This is a genomic window from Actinotignum timonense, assembly GCF_030216305.1.
Taxonomy (GTDB): domain Bacteria; phylum Actinomycetota; class Actinomycetes; order Actinomycetales; family Actinomycetaceae; genus Actinotignum; species Actinotignum timonense_A.
Window position 1 is genome coordinate 110,497 of the sequence record NZ_JASOKT010000004.1, and the last position, 20,069, is coordinate 130,565.

At 64.7% G+C, this 20,069-nt stretch carries 16 protein-coding genes; 7 read left to right on the forward strand and 9 right to left on the reverse strand.

Features of this window, described 5'->3' with window-relative positions:
- Positions 1–152: 152 nt before the first annotated feature.
- Positions 153–542, reverse strand: a complete 390-nt coding sequence (locus QP305_RS04025; protein WP_087070520.1) for a DUF3499 domain-containing protein — start codon at positions 540–542, stop codon at positions 153–155.
- 105 nt (positions 543–647) lie between these two features.
- Here QP305_RS04025 and QP305_RS04030 point away from each other — a divergent pair, with 105 nt between their 5' ends.
- Positions 648–1,016 carry a metallopeptidase family protein gene (locus QP305_RS04030; protein ID WP_284904099.1) on the forward strand — a complete coding sequence of 123 codons (369 nt, stop codon included), beginning with the start codon at positions 648–650 and terminating at the stop codon, positions 1,014–1,016.
- A gap of 114 nt (positions 1,017–1,130) precedes the next feature.
- Here the strand turns inward: QP305_RS04030 and QP305_RS04035 are convergent, their stop codons facing one another.
- From QP305_RS04035 to QP305_RS04045, 3 genes are read right to left on the reverse strand one after another with little or no spacing between them, the layout of a single operon-like run.
- Positions 1,131–2,510, reverse strand: coding sequence for a DUF5719 family protein (locus QP305_RS04035; RefSeq protein ID WP_284904100.1), 1,380 nt, complete (start codon positions 2,508–2,510; stop codon positions 1,131–1,133).
- Positions 2,510–5,527: a glycosyltransferase family 2 protein gene (locus QP305_RS04040; protein WP_284904101.1), complete on the reverse strand. Its 3,018-nt coding sequence runs from the start codon at positions 5,525–5,527 to the stop codon at positions 2,510–2,512. The genes QP305_RS04035 and QP305_RS04040 overlap by 1 nt, the downstream gene beginning before the upstream one ends.
- 36 nt (positions 5,528–5,563) lie before the next feature.
- Positions 5,564–5,914, reverse strand: a complete 351-nt coding sequence (locus QP305_RS04045) for a WhiB family transcriptional regulator (RefSeq protein WP_425319833.1) — start codon at positions 5,912–5,914, stop codon at positions 5,564–5,566.
- A gap of 301 nt (positions 5,915–6,215) precedes the next feature.
- Between QP305_RS04045 and rfbA the strand changes: the two genes are divergently transcribed.
- On the forward strand, positions 6,216–7,106 hold the full coding sequence (gene rfbA, locus QP305_RS04050; protein WP_284904102.1) for a glucose-1-phosphate thymidylyltransferase RfbA: 891 nt from the start codon (positions 6,216–6,218) through the stop codon (positions 7,104–7,106).
- 109 nt (positions 7,107–7,215) lie between these two features.
- On the opposite strand, the gene rfbD is transcribed toward rfbA, so the two are convergent.
- Positions 7,216–8,073 (reverse strand): dTDP-4-dehydrorhamnose reductase, encoded by an 858-nt coding sequence (gene rfbD, locus QP305_RS04055; protein ID WP_284904104.1) that lies wholly within the window; start codon positions 8,071–8,073, stop codon positions 7,216–7,218.
- Positions 8,074–8,111: 38 nt separating this feature from the next.
- Positions 8,112–9,806 carry a DUF2142 domain-containing protein gene (locus tag QP305_RS04060; RefSeq protein ID WP_284904106.1) on the reverse strand — a complete coding sequence of 565 codons (1,695 nt, stop codon included), beginning with the start codon at positions 9,804–9,806 and terminating at the stop codon, positions 8,112–8,114.
- A 166-nt stretch (positions 9,807–9,972) separates the two neighbouring features.
- Here QP305_RS04060 and QP305_RS04065 point away from each other — a divergent pair, with 166 nt between their 5' ends.
- Genes QP305_RS04065 through QP305_RS04080 form a run of 4 tightly spaced genes read left to right on the forward strand, consistent with a single transcriptional unit; the run spans position 9,973 to position 14,752 of the window.
- Complete coding sequence (locus QP305_RS04065) at positions 9,973–10,590, forward strand: dTDP-4-dehydrorhamnose 3,5-epimerase family protein (RefSeq protein WP_284883091.1); 618 nt, start codon at positions 9,973–9,975, stop codon at positions 10,588–10,590.
- A gap of 2 nt (positions 10,591–10,592) precedes the next feature.
- Positions 10,593–11,525, forward strand: coding sequence for a glycosyltransferase family 2 protein (locus QP305_RS04070; RefSeq protein ID WP_284904109.1), 933 nt, complete (start codon positions 10,593–10,595; stop codon positions 11,523–11,525).
- Positions 11,522–13,060, forward strand: a complete 1,539-nt coding sequence (locus QP305_RS04075) for a DUF2142 domain-containing protein (protein ID WP_284904110.1) — start codon at positions 11,522–11,524, stop codon at positions 13,058–13,060. Before QP305_RS04070 ends, QP305_RS04075 begins: the two co-directional genes overlap by 4 nt.
- 57 nt (positions 13,061–13,117) lie before the next feature.
- A complete protein-coding gene (locus tag QP305_RS04080) occupies positions 13,118–14,752 on the forward strand; it encodes a hypothetical protein (protein ID WP_284904111.1) in 1,635 nt (544 codons plus the stop codon).
- On the opposite strand, the gene QP305_RS04085 is transcribed toward QP305_RS04080, so the two are convergent.
- From QP305_RS04085 to QP305_RS04095, 3 genes are read right to left on the reverse strand one after another with little or no spacing between them, the layout of a single operon-like run.
- A complete protein-coding gene (locus QP305_RS04085; protein ID WP_284904113.1) occupies positions 14,666–15,589 on the reverse strand; it encodes a lysylphosphatidylglycerol synthase domain-containing protein in 924 nt (307 codons plus the stop codon). The genes QP305_RS04080 and QP305_RS04085 overlap by 87 nt on opposite strands.
- Positions 15,586–16,752 (reverse strand): glycosyltransferase family 4 protein, encoded by a 1,167-nt coding sequence (locus tag QP305_RS04090; RefSeq protein ID WP_284904114.1) that lies wholly within the window; start codon positions 16,750–16,752, stop codon positions 15,586–15,588. Before QP305_RS04090 ends, QP305_RS04085 begins: the two co-directional genes overlap by 4 nt.
- The gene (locus tag QP305_RS04095) at positions 16,749–17,813 is read right to left on the reverse strand and encodes a glycosyltransferase family 2 protein (protein ID WP_284904115.1); all 1,065 of its coding nucleotides are present in this window, start codon (positions 17,811–17,813) and stop codon (positions 16,749–16,751) included. Before QP305_RS04095 ends, QP305_RS04090 begins: the two co-directional genes overlap by 4 nt.
- 153 nt (positions 17,814–17,966) lie before the next feature.
- On the opposite strand from QP305_RS04095, the gene QP305_RS04100 reads away from it, so the two are divergent.
- Positions 17,967–20,018: a glycosyltransferase gene (locus tag QP305_RS04100; protein ID WP_284904116.1), complete on the forward strand. Its 2,052-nt coding sequence runs from the start codon at positions 17,967–17,969 to the stop codon at positions 20,016–20,018.
- Positions 20,019–20,069: the final 51 nt, after the last annotated feature.

Here is a 20,069-nt window from a genome sequence, read left to right on the forward strand (position 1 = left end):
AGCGCCATTTTCTCACGTTCGTGCCAATCGTGCAGAAAAACGCACGAATGGGGTGCGCGGTTGCGTGCGGCGGCTGCGGGGCGTGCGGCGTGCGGCGTGGGTACGAAGCCGGGACGCGGTAGGCGCGGGGCCGACGATGCGCCGTCGTACCTCTAGTTGTCTTTCGGCGTTTCCGGCTCTTCACTGCGCACCACGCTCAGGCGCGGGCGCACCTCCACATCGGAGGGGCGGCTCACCCGCCGGGTAGCGCGGGTGGGTTCGGGTGGCTGGCGGGTGGCGGTTTCGCGGATGGCATCCGCGAGCGCCATGAGGTCGGTATCCGAGGGCGGGGCCGGTTCAAATTCGGTGCGCAGGCGGATCATCTGCCAGCCGCGCGGGACGGTCACCGATTCGGCGTGGGCTTCGCACAGGTCGAAGGTGCCCGGGGAGGCCACCGGTGAGAGCGGCCCGATCACGGCGGTTGCTTCCGCGTACTGGTACGTCAGCGTGGCAACGGCCGGCTGCTGGCACGTGGTGCGGGAACACTTTCTCAACGGACTCACGCCTTAGACGTTAGCACGCCCGTGTAACCTTGGGGTATGGACACTTTTCCTTCCCAGCCTCGCCCCCGCCGCCGTGATCGGCACGGACGGGGCATTCGAGGACCGGTGATCCCCTATACCCTGCCGGCCTGGCGCACCCGCGCCGATAAATTCGACGATATTATCGCCGCCGAACTCGCCACCTACCGCGCCCATTTCGGTGAGGATATGCGCGATCTTGATTTCGCGGTGATGGATGTTCCGGCCTCGGATCCTTCGCCGTGGGAGGATGGCGTGCCGCTCGCGCGCCTGCTGCCTTTCGAACGCGGCGGCGCGGTGCGGGCGCGGCTGCTGTTTTACCGGATGCCGATGATGCGCACCGCGATGGCCAGTCCCTTCCCGCGTATCGTCATCCACGATATCGTCACCGAGCAGCTCGCCGCGGCGATTTCCCGCCACCCCGAAGACATCGATTTTTTGCGGCGCGGTTTCTAGTTTTTGGTACGACGCCGCAGCTGCGGCCCGCGTGCCTGCGTTCCTGCGCGCCGCGGCGACGCGGTGGTGCGCTTTTATGTATCGCGCACGCCTAGGTGGCTCGCCCCGTGGTTTCTAGTTCTGGCGCACCGCAACACGGGCAGAGAGCGCTTCGCGCTGGTCGGCCACCGCGCTCACCCAATCAATTCCGCTGGCCCCGCCGGCTTCCCCATTCGGGGCTAGGATCAGCGCCGCGGCACTCACCGGGTTTTCCGCCTCGATGCGGTAGCCGCGGGCCGCCTCAGGTAGCTCAACCGTGGCGTATCCGCGCACCTGGGCATTCACGGGATCGAGGTCCACGCCGTCGGCTCCCACCGGGGTGATGTCAACGTGGCCGCGCCCGGCCAGTGCCAGGCGGGCCGGGCCGGGCCCGAAGCTTCCCGCGGTGCGAGCGGCCGGGGCAACCGGACTGGCCCACGCCGCATCTCCCCCACCGCTCAGTAACGCGCCCGCGGCGAGGGGCTGCGCCCCGCGCACCTGCACCGCGTAGGTGCCCGGGTCGATACCGGCCAAAGTGAGGTCCATAACGGAATTCGCGGCGATCTGCACATCTTCCCCACCGGGCAGGGTGCGGGTGGTGCCATCTTCCCCGGTGAGCTGCACCGTGAAGGTGGTGGCCTCCCCGGGGTTGGCGATGCGCAGGGTGGAGCCCTCCGGGATTCCCGGAATGGTCAGCTCCGTGGCGGCCGGGGCGCCGGTCGCGAAGTCCACCCCGGCGCCGCTGGTTCCGGAAATATGCTGGTTTTGCAGGGTGGCTCCGAAGGTGCCGGCCTGGGTGCTCAGGTGGAGGGCCAGGCGGGAATCTTCGGCGAGCAAGCCGTCCAGGGTGTGGCGTACGGTGGAGCGCCCGGGTACCGCCACTCGCACCGTGCCGAGCGGCCCGGCCCCGCCCAGGCCATCCACCCGCACGGTAATAGGCGCGGCTCCCGGATTGGTGAGGAGAAGCTGGTTGGAGTACCCCACGCTGGTGGCCGAGGCGGTAATCCACAGGTCTCCCGCCCCGCTCACGCAGGTATTCGTGGCCAGACCGCGCCCGTTACCGCCCTGGGCGCTATAGGCGACCGCGCCGGAAAGAACCTCGCCGGGATCGGCGCTGAGGATGGTGCCGGTGGGGAGCGCCGCGCGCGCTTCCTTATCCGCGGTGCCGAAAAGCAGCACCTGGGTGGCGATATTTTCCGCGTTTCCCCCGGGGGTGCCCTCCACGGTCATGCCCGCGGAAATGGTTTGTTCGAATCCGCCCCCGCAGAGCAGCTGGGTGGGGGCTTCTCCCGCGCTCGCCACTTCGGCTTCTACCGCGCGCGGCGCCCCGGTGGGAAGAACGACGCCGGCCGCCGCTACCGCGGCGGCGATTCCCGCCGCCGCGAGCGCACTACCGGCCCGCACCGTGAGGTGGCGCCAGCGCGCCCCGCGCCCGTTGGCACGCCCCACTTCGGCTTCATCGCGAACCTGGTCCATTACTCCACCACCTTCCGACGCACCGGAATAGCCACCACGAGCGCCGCGGCCACGGCCAAGATCCGCGCGGAGGCCACCAGGGCGTCCCCGGTGCGGTTATAGGTAATCGTGAGGCGCCCGGAGCTCCCGGCCGGTATCTCAAAAGCTTGGGCCCACCCGGCGTTATAGACGGGGAGGCGCTCGCCGTCCAGGCGGGCTTCCCACAGCGGGTCCTGGCGTTCGGCCAGCCGCACAATTCCGCCGCTGCGGCCCGCGCTCGCGGGTAGTTCGGTGTCCACACTGTAGCGCCCGGCGGGTAGCGCGCTGCCGTCCAGGGTGAGGCGCGCGGCATCCACGGCGCTCGCCTCGCTGCGGGTCAGTCTCCAAGAAAGCTGCTGCTCAGTGGCGCTAATCATATCGAAACGCCCGGTGGAACCCAGGGCGCGGGCGAGCTCCCCGGCCCGGGGTGCCTGGGCGGGGATCACCACGTAGGAGATGGCGTGTTCGGCCAGGATATCCGCGGCGCGCGGGTTTCCAGCGTTCATATCGGCGACGGCGCTGGCCACGTCCGCCGCGGCGGCATCCCCGGAGTAGGTTCCTTCCAGGGCCGCGAGCGCGCCGGCCATGGTGTTATCGGTGAGTTGGCGGCCCGGCCCGCGCCAGATTTCGGCGCGAATACCGTTCTCGGCCGGATAGAGGGCGAGGACTCGCACCCGGTCCGGGGAGGTGGCTTCGAGGGTGGCAGCGGCCGGCACCGGCCTCCCGGTTTCCTGCTGGAGCTCGGTGGTGCCGGTGAGGGCCCGGCTGAGGTAGAGGCCCGATCCGGCCAGGGCGCTCAGGATCAGTACGGCGACCGAGCCCAGGCCGAAGAGCTGGTAGAGCCCGAAGGAGCGGCCGCTCATATCGGTACGTAGGCCATCCCCGGCGCTCACCAGCGCGATCCACAGCCCGCCGAGCGCCACGCTCAAGCCGATACCGCTCCAGGCTGGCGCGCTGAGTGCGGTGGCGCCGTCGTACACCTGGGCCACGGATACGCGAGTGGAGGCAAGCGCCCAGGCGAAACCGGCCGCGGCGATCAACCAGCCGGCGCGGATGCGCTGCCAATTGCGCGCCCGCCCCAGGGCCAGTACCGCGATCACCACGAGGCAGGCCGCGCAGATGAGGGCGATCTCCCCGAGCCACGGAAGGGCCTCAGGTTGGGCGAGGGGGAAGAAGGAAAGGAGGTCGAGGGTGCCCGGGCGGGCCGCGAACGGCTCCCCCGGGGTGGCAAAGAGCAGCCGCCAGGAAGCTTCGAGCCCGGGAATAACCACCACGGCCGCGGGAATCACCACCCACAGCCAGCGCAGGCGCCGCCAGCGCAGCGCCCCCACCAGAGCAATGAGAAGAAGCACGGCGAGCATGACCGGGGCGGCGGCGGCCAGGTAGATGCCGGCGAGCGCCGCGGTGCCCAGGCCCGCGGTGGATTCGATGCGGTCGCGGGTGCGGGGTAGGCGCCACACGGAGAGCACCGAGGCGGCCAGCACCGGCACAAGTATATGGACAAGCGCCCCGGCCACGTGGCCCGCGCTCAACGCCCCCACCAGGGGCCCGGCCCCGGCCCACACCAGGCCGGCCACCGCGCGCACATGCGGGGAGAAAGTGAGGGTGCGGGCCGCCCAGAAAGCCGTCATGCCGGCCAGCACGGGGGCGCTCAGGAGCAGGAGCACCGCGGCGTCCCCCAGGGTGCCCCCGAAGGGCTGGAGTGCCAGGGCGAGCGGGGAGAGCAGGGTCCATAGCGCGTCGATGCGCCCGGGGCTGCCATCCCCCACCGCGAGCCAGCCAGGCAGGCTGGCTCGCAACACTTCGGTGCCGGTAAGAGCATCGGGGCGCAACGCCCCGCCGCTCAGGTACCCGCCGCGCAGCAGCGGGAAGGCCGCCACTCCCGCCACGAGGGCGGTCAGAAGGAGGACGGTGCGCCGGGCACGTGCGGTGGACCGGTGCCAGCGCCGTCGTTCCGCTTCTTCGAGCGGATTCGGGCGCGCCACCAAACGGATTTTCTCCCGCTCGCTGCGTGTCATTTCGCGCCGTGCCGCGCGCACATCACGCCCGCGCGCTTCGAGGGCCGCGAGTCCGGCACGGCTTTTTTCGGTGCGCCGGCGCCGCCGCCGAGCCCGCATCAGCGCAGGAAGGCTCCCGAGCAAGCGCGCGGCCCCGCGTATTTCACCGTCCGCGAGCCGTGCCTCTTTGCCCAGCAGCCGCACCAGTGCCCGCACCGGGCCGAGCAGCACATACCCGAGGAACAGGAAGGGCGCGAGCAGCGCGGGGGCGGCGAGCACCGCGTTGTAGAGTTGCGCGCCGCGGCGGGCCGCGAAAGAATCGCGGCCGTCGTTGCCGAGGGAGACGCGCGCGTGGCGCACGGTGGCGGAAGGTTCAACGACGACGCGCCAGCCCGCTCCGCGCAACCGCCGCGAGAGTTCGAGCCCGTCCCCGAAGGGCCCCAGCCAGGTATCGAAACCGCCCACCTCGCGCAGGGCGCTGGCGCGCACGAGCATGCCGGCACTTCCCACCGCGAGCACGTCGGAGCGCCCGTCCAGCTGCCCACCGTCGCGGTCATCGAGGGCGACTTCCGGGACTCGCCGCGCGCTGCGAGTGGCGCGGATGCCGACTTCCAGGAGGGCGCCCGGGTCCGCCCAATCCACCTGTTTGCAACCCACCGCGCCAATATTGGCGCCGTTTTCCAGAGTGCGGGCGAGGTTCGCGAGGGCATCCGGGGCGGGTGCGCTATCGTCGTGCAGGATCCAGTAGGCGTCATAGCTGCCGGTGGTGGATTCTGCGGCAGTCGATTCAGCCGGGGCGGACTCGCCGGTGCCGCGTGCTTCGCCGCTTGGTGTGTCACGGGCATCCGCGGCAACCGCGTCATTGACAGCTACCCCGAGTTTTCCGGTGAGCACGCTGATGGCATCGGGTTTTCGGGTGGAGGATTCCAGCGCGGCGAGGGTGTCCTCCAGGTAGGCGGAGCCCGGCCGGGTAATAACGAGAGCGCGAATTCTGAACTGCATTGCTGTTGATGCTACGCCAGCGCGGGCGCTGGGCGGTTATGCCTCGCCGACGCGGCGGCGTTGCCGGCTCAGGCGCCGGCGGTCATTATCCGACATACCACCCCAAATACCGTGACGAATATCATGTTGGAGGGCGTATTCTAGGCATTCCTCCCGCACCGGGCATTCGTGGCAGATCGACGTGGCAGGGGCGGTTGAGCCACCTTTTTCGGGGAAGAAAATATCGGGATCGGTTTGGGCACACAGCGCGGATTCACGCCAATGCAGCGATGCCGAATCCGCTTTATCGTAACCGAGGTCGAAGATATCGAGCATGGCATCCTGGGCGTCCTGCGGTGTCAATCCGCCGCTCCCCGCGACGCGCAAGCCGGGGTTAATCCTCCGCACATGTCCTCCTCTAACCAAGGTCTCTTTGTAAATTACAAGCGTGTCATACCCAAAAAGTCAAGCGAAAGCGGTATATTGCCCACCCGAACTTTCGTTCGAGTCCGGCGTGTTGCCGCGGCCAGGTGCGCTTTAGGCCACGTGAGCGATTTGCTCACAATCACGAGGAGCGTAACCGGCCGGCGGCACTCGAACCCGGCCAGCAGTACCAGAAACCGGCCTGAAGGCACTGAAACCGGCCCGGCAGCCCCCGAAAGCGGCCCGGCCGGTGGCGCCCGGCCTGCAAATAAGCAAAAATGACCCTATGCGTGGAATCATTCTGGCCGGAGGCTCCGGCACTCGACTTCATCCCGTTACGCTGGGCACCTCCAAGCAGCTGGTACCCGTGTATGACAAACCGATGATCTACTATCCCCTGAGCACGCTCATGCTCGCCGGGATTCGCGATGTCATGGTTATTACAACGCCCGAAGATGCCCCGGCGTTCCACCGGCTCCTCGGGGACGGCAGCCAATTCGGCATCAGTATTTCCTTCGCGGTGCAGGAAGTTCCTAACGGCCTGGCCACAGCTTTCACCATCGCCGCCGATTTCATCGGTAACGAACCGGCCGGCCTGGTGCTGGGCGATAACATTTTCTACGGCCCCACGATGGGACGCCGCTTGGAACGCAATACCAATCCGGATGGTGGCGCTATCTTTGCGTACCATGTTTCGGATGCGCGAGCCTACGGCGTCGTCGAATTTGACGAGAATTTCAAGGCGATCTCCATTGAAGAAAAGCCCGCCCACCCGAAGTCCAATTTCGCGGTACCGGGCCTGTACTTCTACGACAATGATGTTATCGAAATCGCCCGGAACCTCGAACCCTCCGCGCGCGGGGAATACGAAATCACGGACGTCAATCGCAAGTACCTAGAGGCAGGCAAGCTCAAAGTTGAGGTGCTCGACCGCGGTACCGCGTGGCTGGATACCGGCACTTTCGATTCCCTCGCGGATGCCACCAGCTTCGTGCGCACCATCCAGGCCCGCCAGGGTCTCTCGGTGGGCTGCCCGGAGGAAGTGGCGTGGCGGCGCGGATTCCTCAGCGATGAGGAGCTGCGGGTACGCGGAGAGAAGCTGCGTAAATCCGGGTACGGGGACTACCTGCTCGGGCTACTGGAAGCCCAGCACGATATTCCTTCCGCGAGCTACTAGAGCGGGCGCTCGCGCGAACGCGGCGGGCGAGTAACTCGGACCCATTCACACAATCGGGGCGGCTGACATGGTGTCGGCCGCCCCGTTCGTATGCCGCGCTAGTCCACTGCTAGCCCAAGTACTCCGCGAGCACGCTCGGGGCCGCGGTCTCCCAGCGTTCCTTCCAATCCCCGATGGGCTCGATACCGGCCCGGCGCAGGGCGCCGTGGGATAGCACCGAGAAATGCGGGCGCGGAGCGGGCCGGTTGAAGGCAGCCGCCGTCGTCTCCCCCACCATCGCGGGGTCTTTACCGAGCGTCGAGACGATCTCGCGGGTGAAATTCCACCAGTTCGTCTTCCCCGAGGACGTGCCGTGGTAGGTCCCGGAGGGAATATTCGCCTCGACCATGCGGTAGATAAGATCGGCAAGATCCACGGTCCAGGTGGGCTGCCCCACCTCATCGGTCACCACGGACAGCGCATCGCGTTCGGAGGCCAGGCGCGCCATGGTTTTCGGGAAGCAATTGCCCTGGGCGCCGTACAGCCACGCGGTCCGCACGATGTAGTAGTCCTCCGTTTCGGCGCGTACCGCCCACTCCCCGGCCGCTTTGGTGCGCCCGTAGGCGCCCTTGGGGTTCATAACGTCATTTTCTTCGTAGGGGTCCACGGCGTCGCCGGAAAATACGTAATCTGTGGAGACCTGTACCAGTTTCGCGCCGATCTGCGCGGTGCGCCGCGCCAGGATTTGCGGGCCGGTTGCGTTAATGGTGAAGGCTGCCGCCTCCTCACTTTCGGCTTTATCTACGGCCGTATGCGCAGCAACATTAACGACGACGTCGACCTTATCGACCAGGTGCGCCACCGCGGCCGGATCGGTAATATCCAGCTCGCTCTTATCCACAGCGAGCACGTTCTGCCCCCGCTGTGCCAGCAGAGCAACGAGATCCTGGCCGAGCATTCCCCGGCTTCCGGTAACCATCCAGCGCATGGGTGTCCTTTCCTTGGTCTATACCCGCGTTATTGTACTCATTGGACCGCAGCCGCGGCAGGGTGGGAGGAGCCGGCGGGGCAGTACGCCAGCTCCGCGGGGCGAAACTGGGGTAGTAGTTCCACCCGGGTGAGCCGGTAGCACACCAGTCCGGCACCCAGAAGCGCGGCGTATCCGAGCGCCAGTGCCGCGCCGAGCACGGGTACCGGCAGCCCCGCCGCGAGCGCCCAGCGCTCCAGATTCATCCCGAAAAATGCTCCCGGGTAGCACGAACGCAGCCACAGCAGCATCGCGTACGCAGAGAGCAGCATGCTTGCGGCCACCACTGCGGGCAGGAGGAAACTGCGCCATCCAGCTTCTTCACGGTAGCGCGGCCGGCCCGCGGGCGCCGTGAGCGGCGGATCCCAATGGCGCCCGGCTGCCCCCATCGCAATAACCACCAGCAAGCCCAGGGCTCCGGCGAAAAGATAGCGGCCCTGCACCCCACCGATAATTCCCAATCCGCGGTACTGGTTGTAGGCCTGCACGATGAGCATGCCCAGAACCAGCACAATATTCGCGGTGAAGAGAAGGAGGCGCCAGCTTTTATCCGGATGGGTGCCAAGGGCACGCGCGAGGAAAAGAACGGTGAGGAGGGTGAGAAGAATGAGGAGGAGCGGTGCGAAGGTGATATCCAGCCACCCGAAATCCGACCAGAAAGAGTCCACGAAAGAGGTGGTCACCCGCTCGGCGAAGAAACCGATATCGGTGCCCGGCTCCGTGGCTTGGGCCTGGAAACCATCGGGTTGGATCACCCCGTAGCGCACGATATTACGCAGCCACCAGTAGCCGCCGGTGAGAACACCGATGAGTCCCGCGCTCAACCCCTGAGCCAGGCGCCGCCCCCATCCACCTATACGCGGATTAGCGAGGAAGGCGAGGAAAACCACCAGCCCCATGGGGATGAAGGTTCCTTTGCTCCACAGGCCAAGCCCTAAGGCAAGCCCGGCCGCGAGCACGGTGCGCCACTGCCCGGCACCGAACATAGCTGCACTCACTGCCGCTATGGTGAGTGCCCCGGCCCCGATGAAGAGGGCGTCGTTAGTGACCGAAGCGGAGATAAAGCTGAGCATGGGGATGGCGTATACCGTGCCGGAAGCCAGGAGCGCACCGCGCCGGCTCAGTCCGGTGCGCCGCGCCGCGAAAACAAGGCAGGGCACCAGAGGTGAGGTCAGCACAATGGAGTAGAGCCGCAGGATAAGAATCTGGCGGTCCCAGGGGGCATCCGTCATTCCGGTGGCGCGTAACACCAGGGCCCCGCCGGCGTAATAAAGCGGGGGGTGCTGGGTCATCTGATCCAGAATAGGGACTGTGCTTTCAGCTCGCGCAGAGCGGCGTTGCTCGTGCGGGAGGAGTTTCTGGCTGCGGTAGGAATCCGGATCCGCGCCGATCCAGGCATCTCGCCCCAACCGGGTGCGGTAGTGCAGGGAGTAGCTGGGAGCTCCTTCCACCAGCAGGCCGCTGGCCCGGGAGGCTTCAAAAATATCGCGGTAGAGCCAGCTTGTTCCCGGATCGGGCCACTGCCCGGTCTGCTCGAGTCGAATAACGGAATTGAGGTGGTGAGGTTCATCCGGGGTGCGCAGCGGCGGGCTGGCAAGCGCCCAGAGCATCTGCCAGATAAGGAAGAGAACCGTGAGGAGCCCCGCGCACGTATAGAAACGGCGTGAGCTCATGGTGGTATCACTGGTTCGCATACGGTCCTTCGGGGAATTCACGGGGCGCCCGGCGATCCCCTCCTCACCGGATGGTACCGGTAGGGCCGCGGGAAACGCGCTGGTTATCCCAGTCTAGCTTCCGCATCACCGGCGCGGAGAAGGTATCGTAGTTCCCGTACATCGAGTAGCCGAGTGAGGGAACATTATGGAGATTCGGGAATTAGCGATTGCGGGCGCATGGGAAATCACCACCAAGCATTTCCCCGATGAACGCGGTATTTTCTTGGAAGCCTACAAATCCTCTGTTTTTGAAGAAACAATCGGCCACCGTTTGGATGTGCGCCAGGTGAATACCTCGGTATCCAAGGCCGGCACCGTTCGTGGTATCCATTTCGCCGATGTGCCGCCCAGCCAGGCGAAGTACGTAATGTGCCCGCGCGGTGCAGTTCTCGATTTCGTTATTGATATTCGGGTGGGCTCCCCCACCTTCGGGAAGTGGGATTCCGTTCTTCTCGATGATGACACCCGGAAGGCGATTTATATTTCGGAGGGCCTGGGCCACTGCTTCGTGGCCCTGGAAGATGATTCCACCGTGGTTTACCTGTGCTCGGCGCAATACGCTCCCGGGCGGGAACACGGGGTGAATCCGCTGTGCTCGCAAGTGGGCCTGGTATTCCCGGAAACTGATCGCCAGGGTAAGAAGCTTGAGCTGCTGCTCTCCCCGAAGGATACCGATGCTCCCGACCTGGATGAGGCCGAACGCAGCGGGCTCCTCCCGCGCTATGAGGATGTCCAGGCTTTCCTCGCCACCCTGCGGAGCTAAATATGAAGCGGGCTGAACTGTCCGCCCTCGCCAACCAGGTCACCGCGGTTGTCATTACCTATAACCCGGACGGGAACTGCGAAACCCGTCTCACCGCGTTGGTCTTGCAGGTGGGGCACGTGGTGGTTATTGATAACGGTTCGGAAGAATCGCGCCGGGCAGCTGTAGCGGAAAGTGCTCGTGCGGTGGGTGCCCAGTTCGTTCCGCTCGCCCAGAATCTCGGGATTGCGGCGGCCACGAATATCGGTATCGAACAGGCCCGGGCTCGCGCTGCTCGTTTCGTGCTGCTCATGGATCAGGATTCCCTGGTTGGCTCGGATATGGTGGCCCGCCTGCTTGAGGTACTGGCCGGCAATCCGCAGATCGGTGCGGCCGGCCCCCTCCCCAGCGAAGAACGCGAAGGGGAGGATCAGCTGGTTTACGTTGCCCGCGAGTGGGCCCCCAAGCGTGCCACCGCGGCCGAGCTGGAACGCCCGGTGCTTGACGTGGCTTTCCTTATTGCCTCCGGGTGCCTCATCCGGATGGAAACGCTCGATGACGTGGGGGGAATGGGCACCGCTCTCTTTATTGACCACGTGGATCTGGAGTGGGGCGTGCGAGCCCGGAGCCAGGGGTGGCGCCTGGTATGCGTGACGGCCGCCCGGCTCTACCATTCCCTAGGTGACGCCGTCGTTCTTCTTCCCGGTCGCACGCAACCGGTGCACGTGCACGCCCCAATCCGCAATTATTACCTGGTGCGCAATACCGCCCGCGTTATTGGCAGTTCGCTATTCCCGGGCAAGTGGCGGGTGCGCTATGCCTGGTGGCTGGCGAAATACCTGGCCTTTAACGGCTTCCTCCTGGACCGCGGGGCCGAGCGGCGCCAGCTTATGCGCCAAGGCTTACGCGATGCGCGGCGGCGGCGCGGCGGGCGCATAGGTGACGCGGCAGTATGACATCGCGCTCGCACCGCCAAGCTCATCCAGCTCATCCAGCTCGCCCCGCGGACCCGCAAGCTCCGGATGCGCCGCCCTCCCGCGGGCTGTGGTCCCCCCGGGTTTTCCTTTTTTCTTTCCTCGCTTTTCTTTGCTACACCACCGGCTTGAGCCTGCTCACTCCGCTGCACGGTTCCCCGGATGAACCCGTGCATGAAATTTACGGCTACCAGGTGGTCACGGGGAATATTCCCCTCGAATCGGAGCGGGTGCTCGCCCCGCGCTACCTGCGTTCGGGTGCGCCCGATTGCTGGCGTACCACCCGCTCCCAAACCGCGTGGTGTTCGCCCCCGATCAGCTCGGATGCCACCCTGCGGGAAATGGGAACAAGCGCGGTCAATTACCCGCCCCTCTACTACGCCCTCACCCACCAGCCGCTGCGCTTCCTCAGCGGAGCGGCGGCGCTCTGGGCGGTGCGCCTGTGTTCAGCGCTCCTCTTTTCCCTGCTGGCGGCTTTCGGGGTATCGGCTTTCGCGGCCGGCCTGCCCCACCGCCTCGAATCCTTTATTGCCCTCACTGTCCTCACCCCGGCGTTCTTCACTTTCGCGGGTTTTTCCAATCCCCAAAGTCTGGAAATCGGGGCGGCCCTCGCCATGGCCGGATGCCTCATCCCGCTCCTCCGGCCCCTCCCCCCTCGGGAAACAGCGCGGCGCTGGATCGCGGGGGGCTGCGCGGCGCTGCTGCTCATTATGGCGCGCCCGGTGGGCCCGTACTGGGCTATTGCCATGTGCCTGCTCCTGGCCGGGGTATTCGGGCGCGAGCGGGTGCGCACGTATATTCGCACCCGCGCCTTCGCGATATTCATGGCCCTGTGCGCTGCCGGCTGCCTGGCCTGGCTGGCCTGGACCCGCATCTCCACCATCTACGGCCCCACCCCCACCGAAGTCACCAATGACGGCTGGAGCGCTCTCACCCTGCGCCTCCTCGGGAATTTCCGCTACTACATGCACGAGACGATCGGCACGGGCGGGTGGCGCTCCGTGACTACCTCGGTGCCGGTCACGGTGCTCTACTGGGTGGTCCTCTTCGCCGTGGTGGCGGCCGCGTGGCGCTGGGGGCAGCGGCGGCACCGCCTCTCCATCGCCCTGGCTTTTATTTCCCTGCCGCTCAGCGCCATCCTTATGAATACCCTGGTGCTCAGCCGCACCACCTTCCCCATCTGGCAGGGCCGCTACGGCTTCCCCTTCCTCTTCCCGCTCTTCTGGGTGTGCGTGGCTGTTATAGCAACCTCCGGGCGCCGTCGTACCAATATAAGCGGGGCCCTGGCGCGGGCAACCTCCACCCTCTTTTTCCTGGCGACCGTTGATATTACGGTGCGGATGGCCTGGCGTTTTTACGCGGGTATCACCACGGCGCCGCTGTGGCGGGTCCTCACCGATACCCCGCCGCACGCCCTTATCGGCGCCGCGCTCGCTATCGCGGTAGCGGGCACGTACCTGGTGCTCACGTGGCGTTCCACCCGCAGATGTGCCGATTCTTGCCTGCCCGTCATATAATTCCAGGGGCTTATTTGTTATGAGATGTACGTCAATCAATAACTCATCGAGGTGATCATGGGCGGCAATGCTGCTGAGGCGCGTTCCATCGATTTTTCGCAGGACCGCCGGCGGGTAGTGCACGGGAAAATGTTCCTCCTCGCATTCGTCGGGTTCTTTATCTATGCGATGGGGCTCAGTTTGCTCACCCCGCTCAACGGCGGCCCCGACGAAACCCAGCACGAAATTTACGGCTACGCGGTGGTCACCGGGCAAATCCCCCAAAAAAGTATTCGCGTGGAGGCCCCCGCGTTTTTGCGGCGCGGCGCCCCGGATTGCTGGCGCCACGACCCGGCCGCCACCGCCTTCTGCTCGCGCATTTTCACCACGAACGACGAACTTATCTCCCAGGGCACCTCGGCGGTTAATTACCCGCCGCTCTACTACTACCTCACCCACTGGCCCCTGCTGCTCGCTTCCGGGAAATACGTGCTGTGGGGTATCCGGGTGCTTTCTGCCGGGCTTTTCGCCGGGCTGGCAGCGCTCGGCTTTTCTTCTCTGTACGCGGGGTTGCGCAGCGCGGCGCTCCCCTATCTCACCATCGGTCTGCTGGCCCCGGGTTTCTATTCCCTCAGTGGTTTTTCTAATCCGCAGTCGATGGAAATCGGGGCGGCCCTGGCCCTCACCGGTTTCCTCCTCCCTCTCCTCAACCGGGTTCCCGCCCGCGAAGAATTGTGGCGGTGGATTGGCGGGGGGCTGGCCGCCATCCCCCTCATTTGCGCGCGCCCGGTAGGCCCCTACTGGGCGATCCTGCTCTGTTTACTTTTCGCTATTATTTTTGGGCGCGTGGCGGTGCGGCATTACCTGCGCACCCCCGGATTCTGGATTTTCCTCGGGCTGTGCGCCCTGGGATGCCTGGCCTGGTTCGGCTGGAATTACCTGGCCTCCACCTACGGGAAAGCACCCGATCCGGTGGCCAATAAGGGTGCTTTCCGCATGGGCCTGCAAATCCTGGGGACCATGCCCTATTACATTCACGAAACAATCGGAACCGCGGGCTGGCGCAACGTGGAGCCGAGCAGCCCGGTTTCCCTGTGCTACGTGATTTTCTTCGCCTGCCTGCTCATTGCTGTCTACCGGGCCGGGGCGCGCCACCACCGCCGCGCGGTTATTTTCGGGGTGGTGGTGCTACCCTTCAGCGCCCTGCTCCTCAATACCGCGGTGGCGGATCGCATCCCGCTCGTCATGTGGCAGGGCCGCTACTGGTTCCCCTTCTTCTTCCCCTTCTTGGTGACCTGCGCGGCGGCTCTCCTCCAGCACCACGAGCTGCGTGAACGCACCGATTCTGCCCGCGATTCGCGCCTGATTCCGGTACTTTCGTTGGCCGGGGCCCTGCTTTTCGCCGTGACGACCATTGATTTCACGGTGCGGATGGCCTGGCGTTTTTATGTGGGCTTGCGGACCCCCGTCTTCGCGGTTTTATGGACGACGCCGCCCCGCGCGCTGCTGGGTCTCCTTTTGTGCGTGGGACTTTCCTGCGCGGTTGCGTATCTTGTGGTGCGCCGCTACCGCCCGCACCTGAGCGCGCTACGCCGCGCCTGGCGCGAGTATCTGCATCCGCACACCTTAACGGCGGGCCGCGCGGCGCGCGGCGAGGCCGGCGAGGAGTCCGAGGCTCACGTCCGCGAGGGTCGTGAAAACACGCGAAAGTAGTACGACGACGACAACCGGCCCGCTTCCAACCGCGGTAGAAAGTACCGCGGCAAGAGCCAATTCCCGCACTCCCACCCCGGCCGGGACGAAGAACACCAGAAAACCTACGGTCCAGCCCAGGGCGTAGCCGCCGGTGGCGAGCAGGAAGGTCGGCAGCGAAGCGGCCATGCCCTGGTAGATGAGCATGAGCCAGAGTTGGGCACCCATGAGGAGCCAGCCGGCCGCGGCCCACAGTGCCGCCAGGCCGGTACCCCGCCAGCTCAGCTGGGCTTCCAGCGCCCCGCGCCCCAGAATTTTCAAGCCCAGGCTAATGATCCTATTGAGAACAGGCGGGATAAGGGCCACCACGCCCACGGGAATGGCCAGGGCGAGCCAGCCGTATTCTTCCATGAGGCCGGCCGGGCCCAGGAGCAGCGCGAGGACCGCCAGCACCAGGCCGGTCACGATAGAGACCACCATGGAGAGAAGCAGCGCCACGAAGGAGCGCCGCCGGGCGATGGAATGTGCCGCGCCCATTTCCGCGGCCGCCACAAAATTCCACACTCCGCCGGGCAGGTATTTCGCCACCTGCGAGGTGTAAAAAATACGCCGGGCCACCCGGGCGGGCACGGGTTGGCCCACGTCATTGAGAAGATAGCGCCAGGAAACCATCGTGCAGGCCACGTAGAGCAGGGAGAGCGCGATTCCGGCCAGGCTCACCCACCAGGGCAGCGCCGCGAGCGCCTCCCCCACCGCTTCCCGGTTGGCCACGATTGCCCAGATCGCGGCAATCACCGCGAGGAGCATAAAGCCGGCCCGCACAGCTGGTGCTTGCAGGACGCTGAGGATTTTCTTCACCGGGGGCTCTTTTCTTTGGCGTGGTGGGTGGCCGCGCCCGTACCCCGCCTGCCCGGTACCCGGTCGAGGGCCGCGAGGAGAGGGCGTACCACTTGAGCGGGGTGGAAAGCATTATCCGCGCGCTCGCTGGCTCGGGTACGGGCCGCGGCGATGGATTCCGGATCCGCGGCGAAACTGTCCAGCATATCGGCTAGGGCACTCGCATCCCCCGCGGGAACATAGGAGGCGGCGTCCCCGAGCATATCGCGCTGCGGGGCGGTATCGGAGGTGATGAGGGCCAGGCCGGCGGCCATGCCCTGGTAGGCCTTATTGGGAACCACGCGCTGGGCCTTATCCGAAGTCCCGAAGATGCCTAGGCAGAGGTCATGGCCGGCAATTTCGCGCGGTAGCGCGACGGCGTCGACCCAATCCCGCCACGTTACCCGCACGTGGGTGCTTTCGTCTTCCAGAATCGCGCGCGCTTCGGCGTAATCTTGACCGGTACCGATGAGGGTGACCTCGAGGTCTACGCCGCGCTCCTCGAGGAGGCGCAGGGCGCGCGCAATCGTGACGGCGCCCTGGAGCGGGGTGAAAAGGCCGTAGAACACCACGCGGGGCGGGGTGTGAACCGGATGCGGGCTGCGGGCCGCGAAGAAACTTTCGGGCGAGCCCACGGGCACGACGACACCGCGAGCGCGCAGGCTTTCGGGCATCTGCGCGAGGTGCGCGGGGGTATCCAGGACCGTGATGGTGGAGGCGCGAATGGCGGCGCTATCCAGGGTGCGCAGCAGGCGGTCTTTGATACCGGTGTTGAGGCCGCGGTCGGTGGCGGTGGTGGAGGCGAAAATGAGGTGGTCGAGCACGATGGGGGTGCGCGGGAAGAGGAGGCGGGCCAGGAGCACATCGAAGTGGCCGAGGTAGCCCACCACGATAACGTCCGGTGCATGCGGGCCGCGGAAGCGCCGGGAAGCGCGCACCAGATGCCACCAGTGCCGGGCAATATCCGCTCCGAAGGAAAGAGCCCCGCGGGCGCTGGCGAGGGCCGCTACCCGGCCGGCGGTGCCGGTATCGAGGGGAATATTGAGCTCGCGGACCGTGTGGCCGTGCTCGGCCAGCCCGCGCAGCAGCACCCCGACCCGGGGGTGGTTCGCGGTGTTGTAGGTGCCAAAGCCAAGGATTCTCACCGGGTGGCTCCCCCGTTCGCGGCGGCAGCCGGATCATCTGGGTGATCTGGGTCATCCATTTCGGGAACGTCGAGGGCATTGGGGGCTTGGTCGGTGCTCGCGGCGGCAGCCAGCGGGCGCGGCGGGCCGAAACGCAGGGCTTTGATACCTTCTAGTTGCTGTTCGAGGAGGACGCGGTTGGTTTTGAGGAGGTCGGCGATGATGAGGATGGTGATGGAGATAATGGAGGCCACGATCATGGCCGAGCCGAAAATAAGGGATTGGATATGGCCGGCGCCCTGCCCCATGAAGTAGAAGATGAGGAAGCGAATGAAGGGGATGGCACCCAGGATCCCGGTGATTGCCGCCGTCCAGCCCAGGGGCACATGGGGTTTGAACATGAGGTAGGAGCGCACAATCGCGGTCCCGGATTTGAACATGTGCTGGAAAATATTGGAGAACAGGCGTGATTCGCGGGTTTTTGGGTTGGTGGTGATGGGCACGGAGTCGATGCGCAGCCGCTTATTTCCGGCTTGGATAATGGTCTCCATGCAGTAGGAGAATTGGGTGACCACATTGAGGCGGTAGAGCGCGCCCTTGGAGTAGGCCCGGAATCCGGAGGCGGCGTCCGGAAGTTTGGTGCCGGCCGCCCGGTTAACCACCCGGGAACCCACATTCTGCATGAGCTTCTTGAAGCGGGAGAAGTGCGCGATTTTTGAGGTTTGGCGATCAGCAATAACGATATCGGCGTGCCCGGCCACGATGGGAGCTACCAGTTCCGGGATGGCTTCCTGGGGGTACTGGTTATCGCCGTCGGTATTCACCACAATATCCGCGCCGTTCGCGAGCGCGTATTCCACCCCGTCCCGGAAGGAGCGGGCCAGGCCCTGGTTGCGGGCGTGGCGCACAAAGTGTTTCACCCCGTAGGATTTCGCGACCTCAACGGTGGCATCGGTGGAACCGTCATCAATAATGAGGATCTCAATGCTATCGATGCCCGGAATTTCCTTAGGGATGGATTCCAGTACCAGGGGCAAGGTCTTTTCCTCGTTCAAACACGGAACCTGCACAAATAGTTTCATATCCCTCTCCGCCGCAGTCGCGATGATCCAGCACCTAGCCTAACAAGCTCCGCGGCACCGCCACGTCCTCGCCTCCCGCGTGCCGCGGGTCCGCTACAGTACAATTCAAAGAGCAGAAAGCCGATGCCGCCTCTTCAACCAAAGGATTCCGCCGTGACCACTATTTCTTCCTCCTCGGCCAAAGCCGCACTCCGCTCCGCACTCCGCCACGTTCCGGGTGCGGAAGCTGCCGGTCGCAAAGTGCTCCAGAAGGTTCACTACCGGGTGCCCTGTTCGGAGCAGCCCCTGGTGTCCATCATTATTCCGGTGTACGGGCATTGGAAGGAAACATTTGCCTGCCTGAAGGCGGTGGCGGCAACCGCGGGGAATATTCCTTATGAAATCATCGTGGTGGATGATTGTTCTCCGGATTCCACCGGGAAGAAACTGGATCGTATTTTCGGCTTGCGGGTCATTCATATGCCGAAAAATGGCGGCTTTATTCGGGCCTGTAATACCGGCCTCCAGCATGCTCGCGGTGAGATTGTTGTCTATCTCAATAATGACACCGAGGTCAGCCCCACCTGGCTTATTCCTATCGTGGAACGCATGGAAGATCCCTCCATCGGGCTGGTAGGTGCTCGTTTGGTATATGCGGATGGCACGCTTCAGGAGGCAGGTGGCGTCGTTTTTGCCGACGGCGTTACGGAAAACTATGGCAACGGCAATAACCCGGAAAATCACTCCTATACCTATTTCCGGGATGTGGATTATTGCTCCGGGGCCTGCTTGGCGGTGCGCAAGTCGATTCTTGACGAGTTAGGTGGCTTCGATGAGCGCTATATCCCCGCCTATTACGAAGATACCGATCTAGCTTTTGAAGTGCGGCGCCTGGGCTACCGTACCGTTTACGAACCGCGCTCCCTTGTCATTCACCACGAAGGCGTCTCGAATGGAACAGATACCTCGCAGGGTACGAAGCGCTACCAGGTCATTAATAAGGCAAAATTCGCTCAGAAATGGGCAAAAGAATTAGCATCACAGCCGCTGAGCCGCTACCAGGACCCGGACTTCGAAATGGAGCGTGCTGTTCATACCAAAAATGTTGTTATTGTATGCGACGGCGCCGTTATCACCCCAGATCTGGACTCTGGCTCGGTGCGGATGGAGCAGATTCTGCTGGAGCTGCTCCGGCTCGGATACCAACCGATATTCATCCCGCAAAATAAGGAACGTCCCGAACCTTATGTTGGAAACCTGACGAAACGTGGAATTCAAGTAGTCTACGACTCGTTCAATGAACACGGCCAAACTAATATCAGCGCCTACGCTCTTACTATTTTGCTTCGTGGAAATGTACGCGGAGTGATCCTGTCCCGGGTCGGGGTGGCCGCAGCTGCCATCTTCCCGGTGACCCACGCACTTCCGGGCGTCCCCGTTATTTTTGACACGGTGGACCTGCACGGCACCCGCGAATTACGCGAAGCGAAACTGGCCGGTGATGATGCCCTTATCACCGCTGCGCACCAAACCAAGGAATTGGAGCTCGGGGTTATGCGGGCCAGCACCGCCACCCTGGTTGTTTCTTCCGAGGAAGCAAAAATGCTGCATGCGGTCCATCCCGAACTTCCGGTCTTTGTGGTGGGGAATGTGCACGTTCCGGTGGAGCACCCCGCGGGATTGCAGGGGCGGCGCAGCATAAGTTTTATTGGTTCTTTCGCCCATCCCCCGAACGCGGATGGCCTGCACTGGTATTTCACCGAGGTGCACCCGCTGGTCCGCGAGGAACTGGGCGATGTTGAGGTCAATGTATACGGGAAGAACCCACCGGAATCGCTGCGCGTTTTCGAGGGGAACGACGTGAAGCTGTGCGGCTACGCCGCTGATTTAGCTGATGTGTATAATCCGGCCCGGCTCTCCATCGCGCCGCTGCGCTACGGTGCGGGCGTGAAGGGCAAGGTTGGAGAATCTCTTTCCTGGGGCGTGCCTATTGTGACCACCGATATCGGTGCGGAAGGCATGGGCCTAGAGGACCGCGAGACTGCGCTGATCGCCAATAGCCCGGAGGACTTCGCGCGAGCCATTGTGGACGGTATGCGTGATGATGCGCTGTGGGAACGCCTCTCTACCGCGGGTGAACGCCATATTCAGGAGATCATGGGTGTGCCCCGCCTCCACCACGATCTCGCGGCCGCCTTTGACTTCGCGGGGATCACGCGCGTCTGATCGTGCCGCTTGCTCACTAACGCACTGGCGCACCGGCCTGCTGCTGGTGCG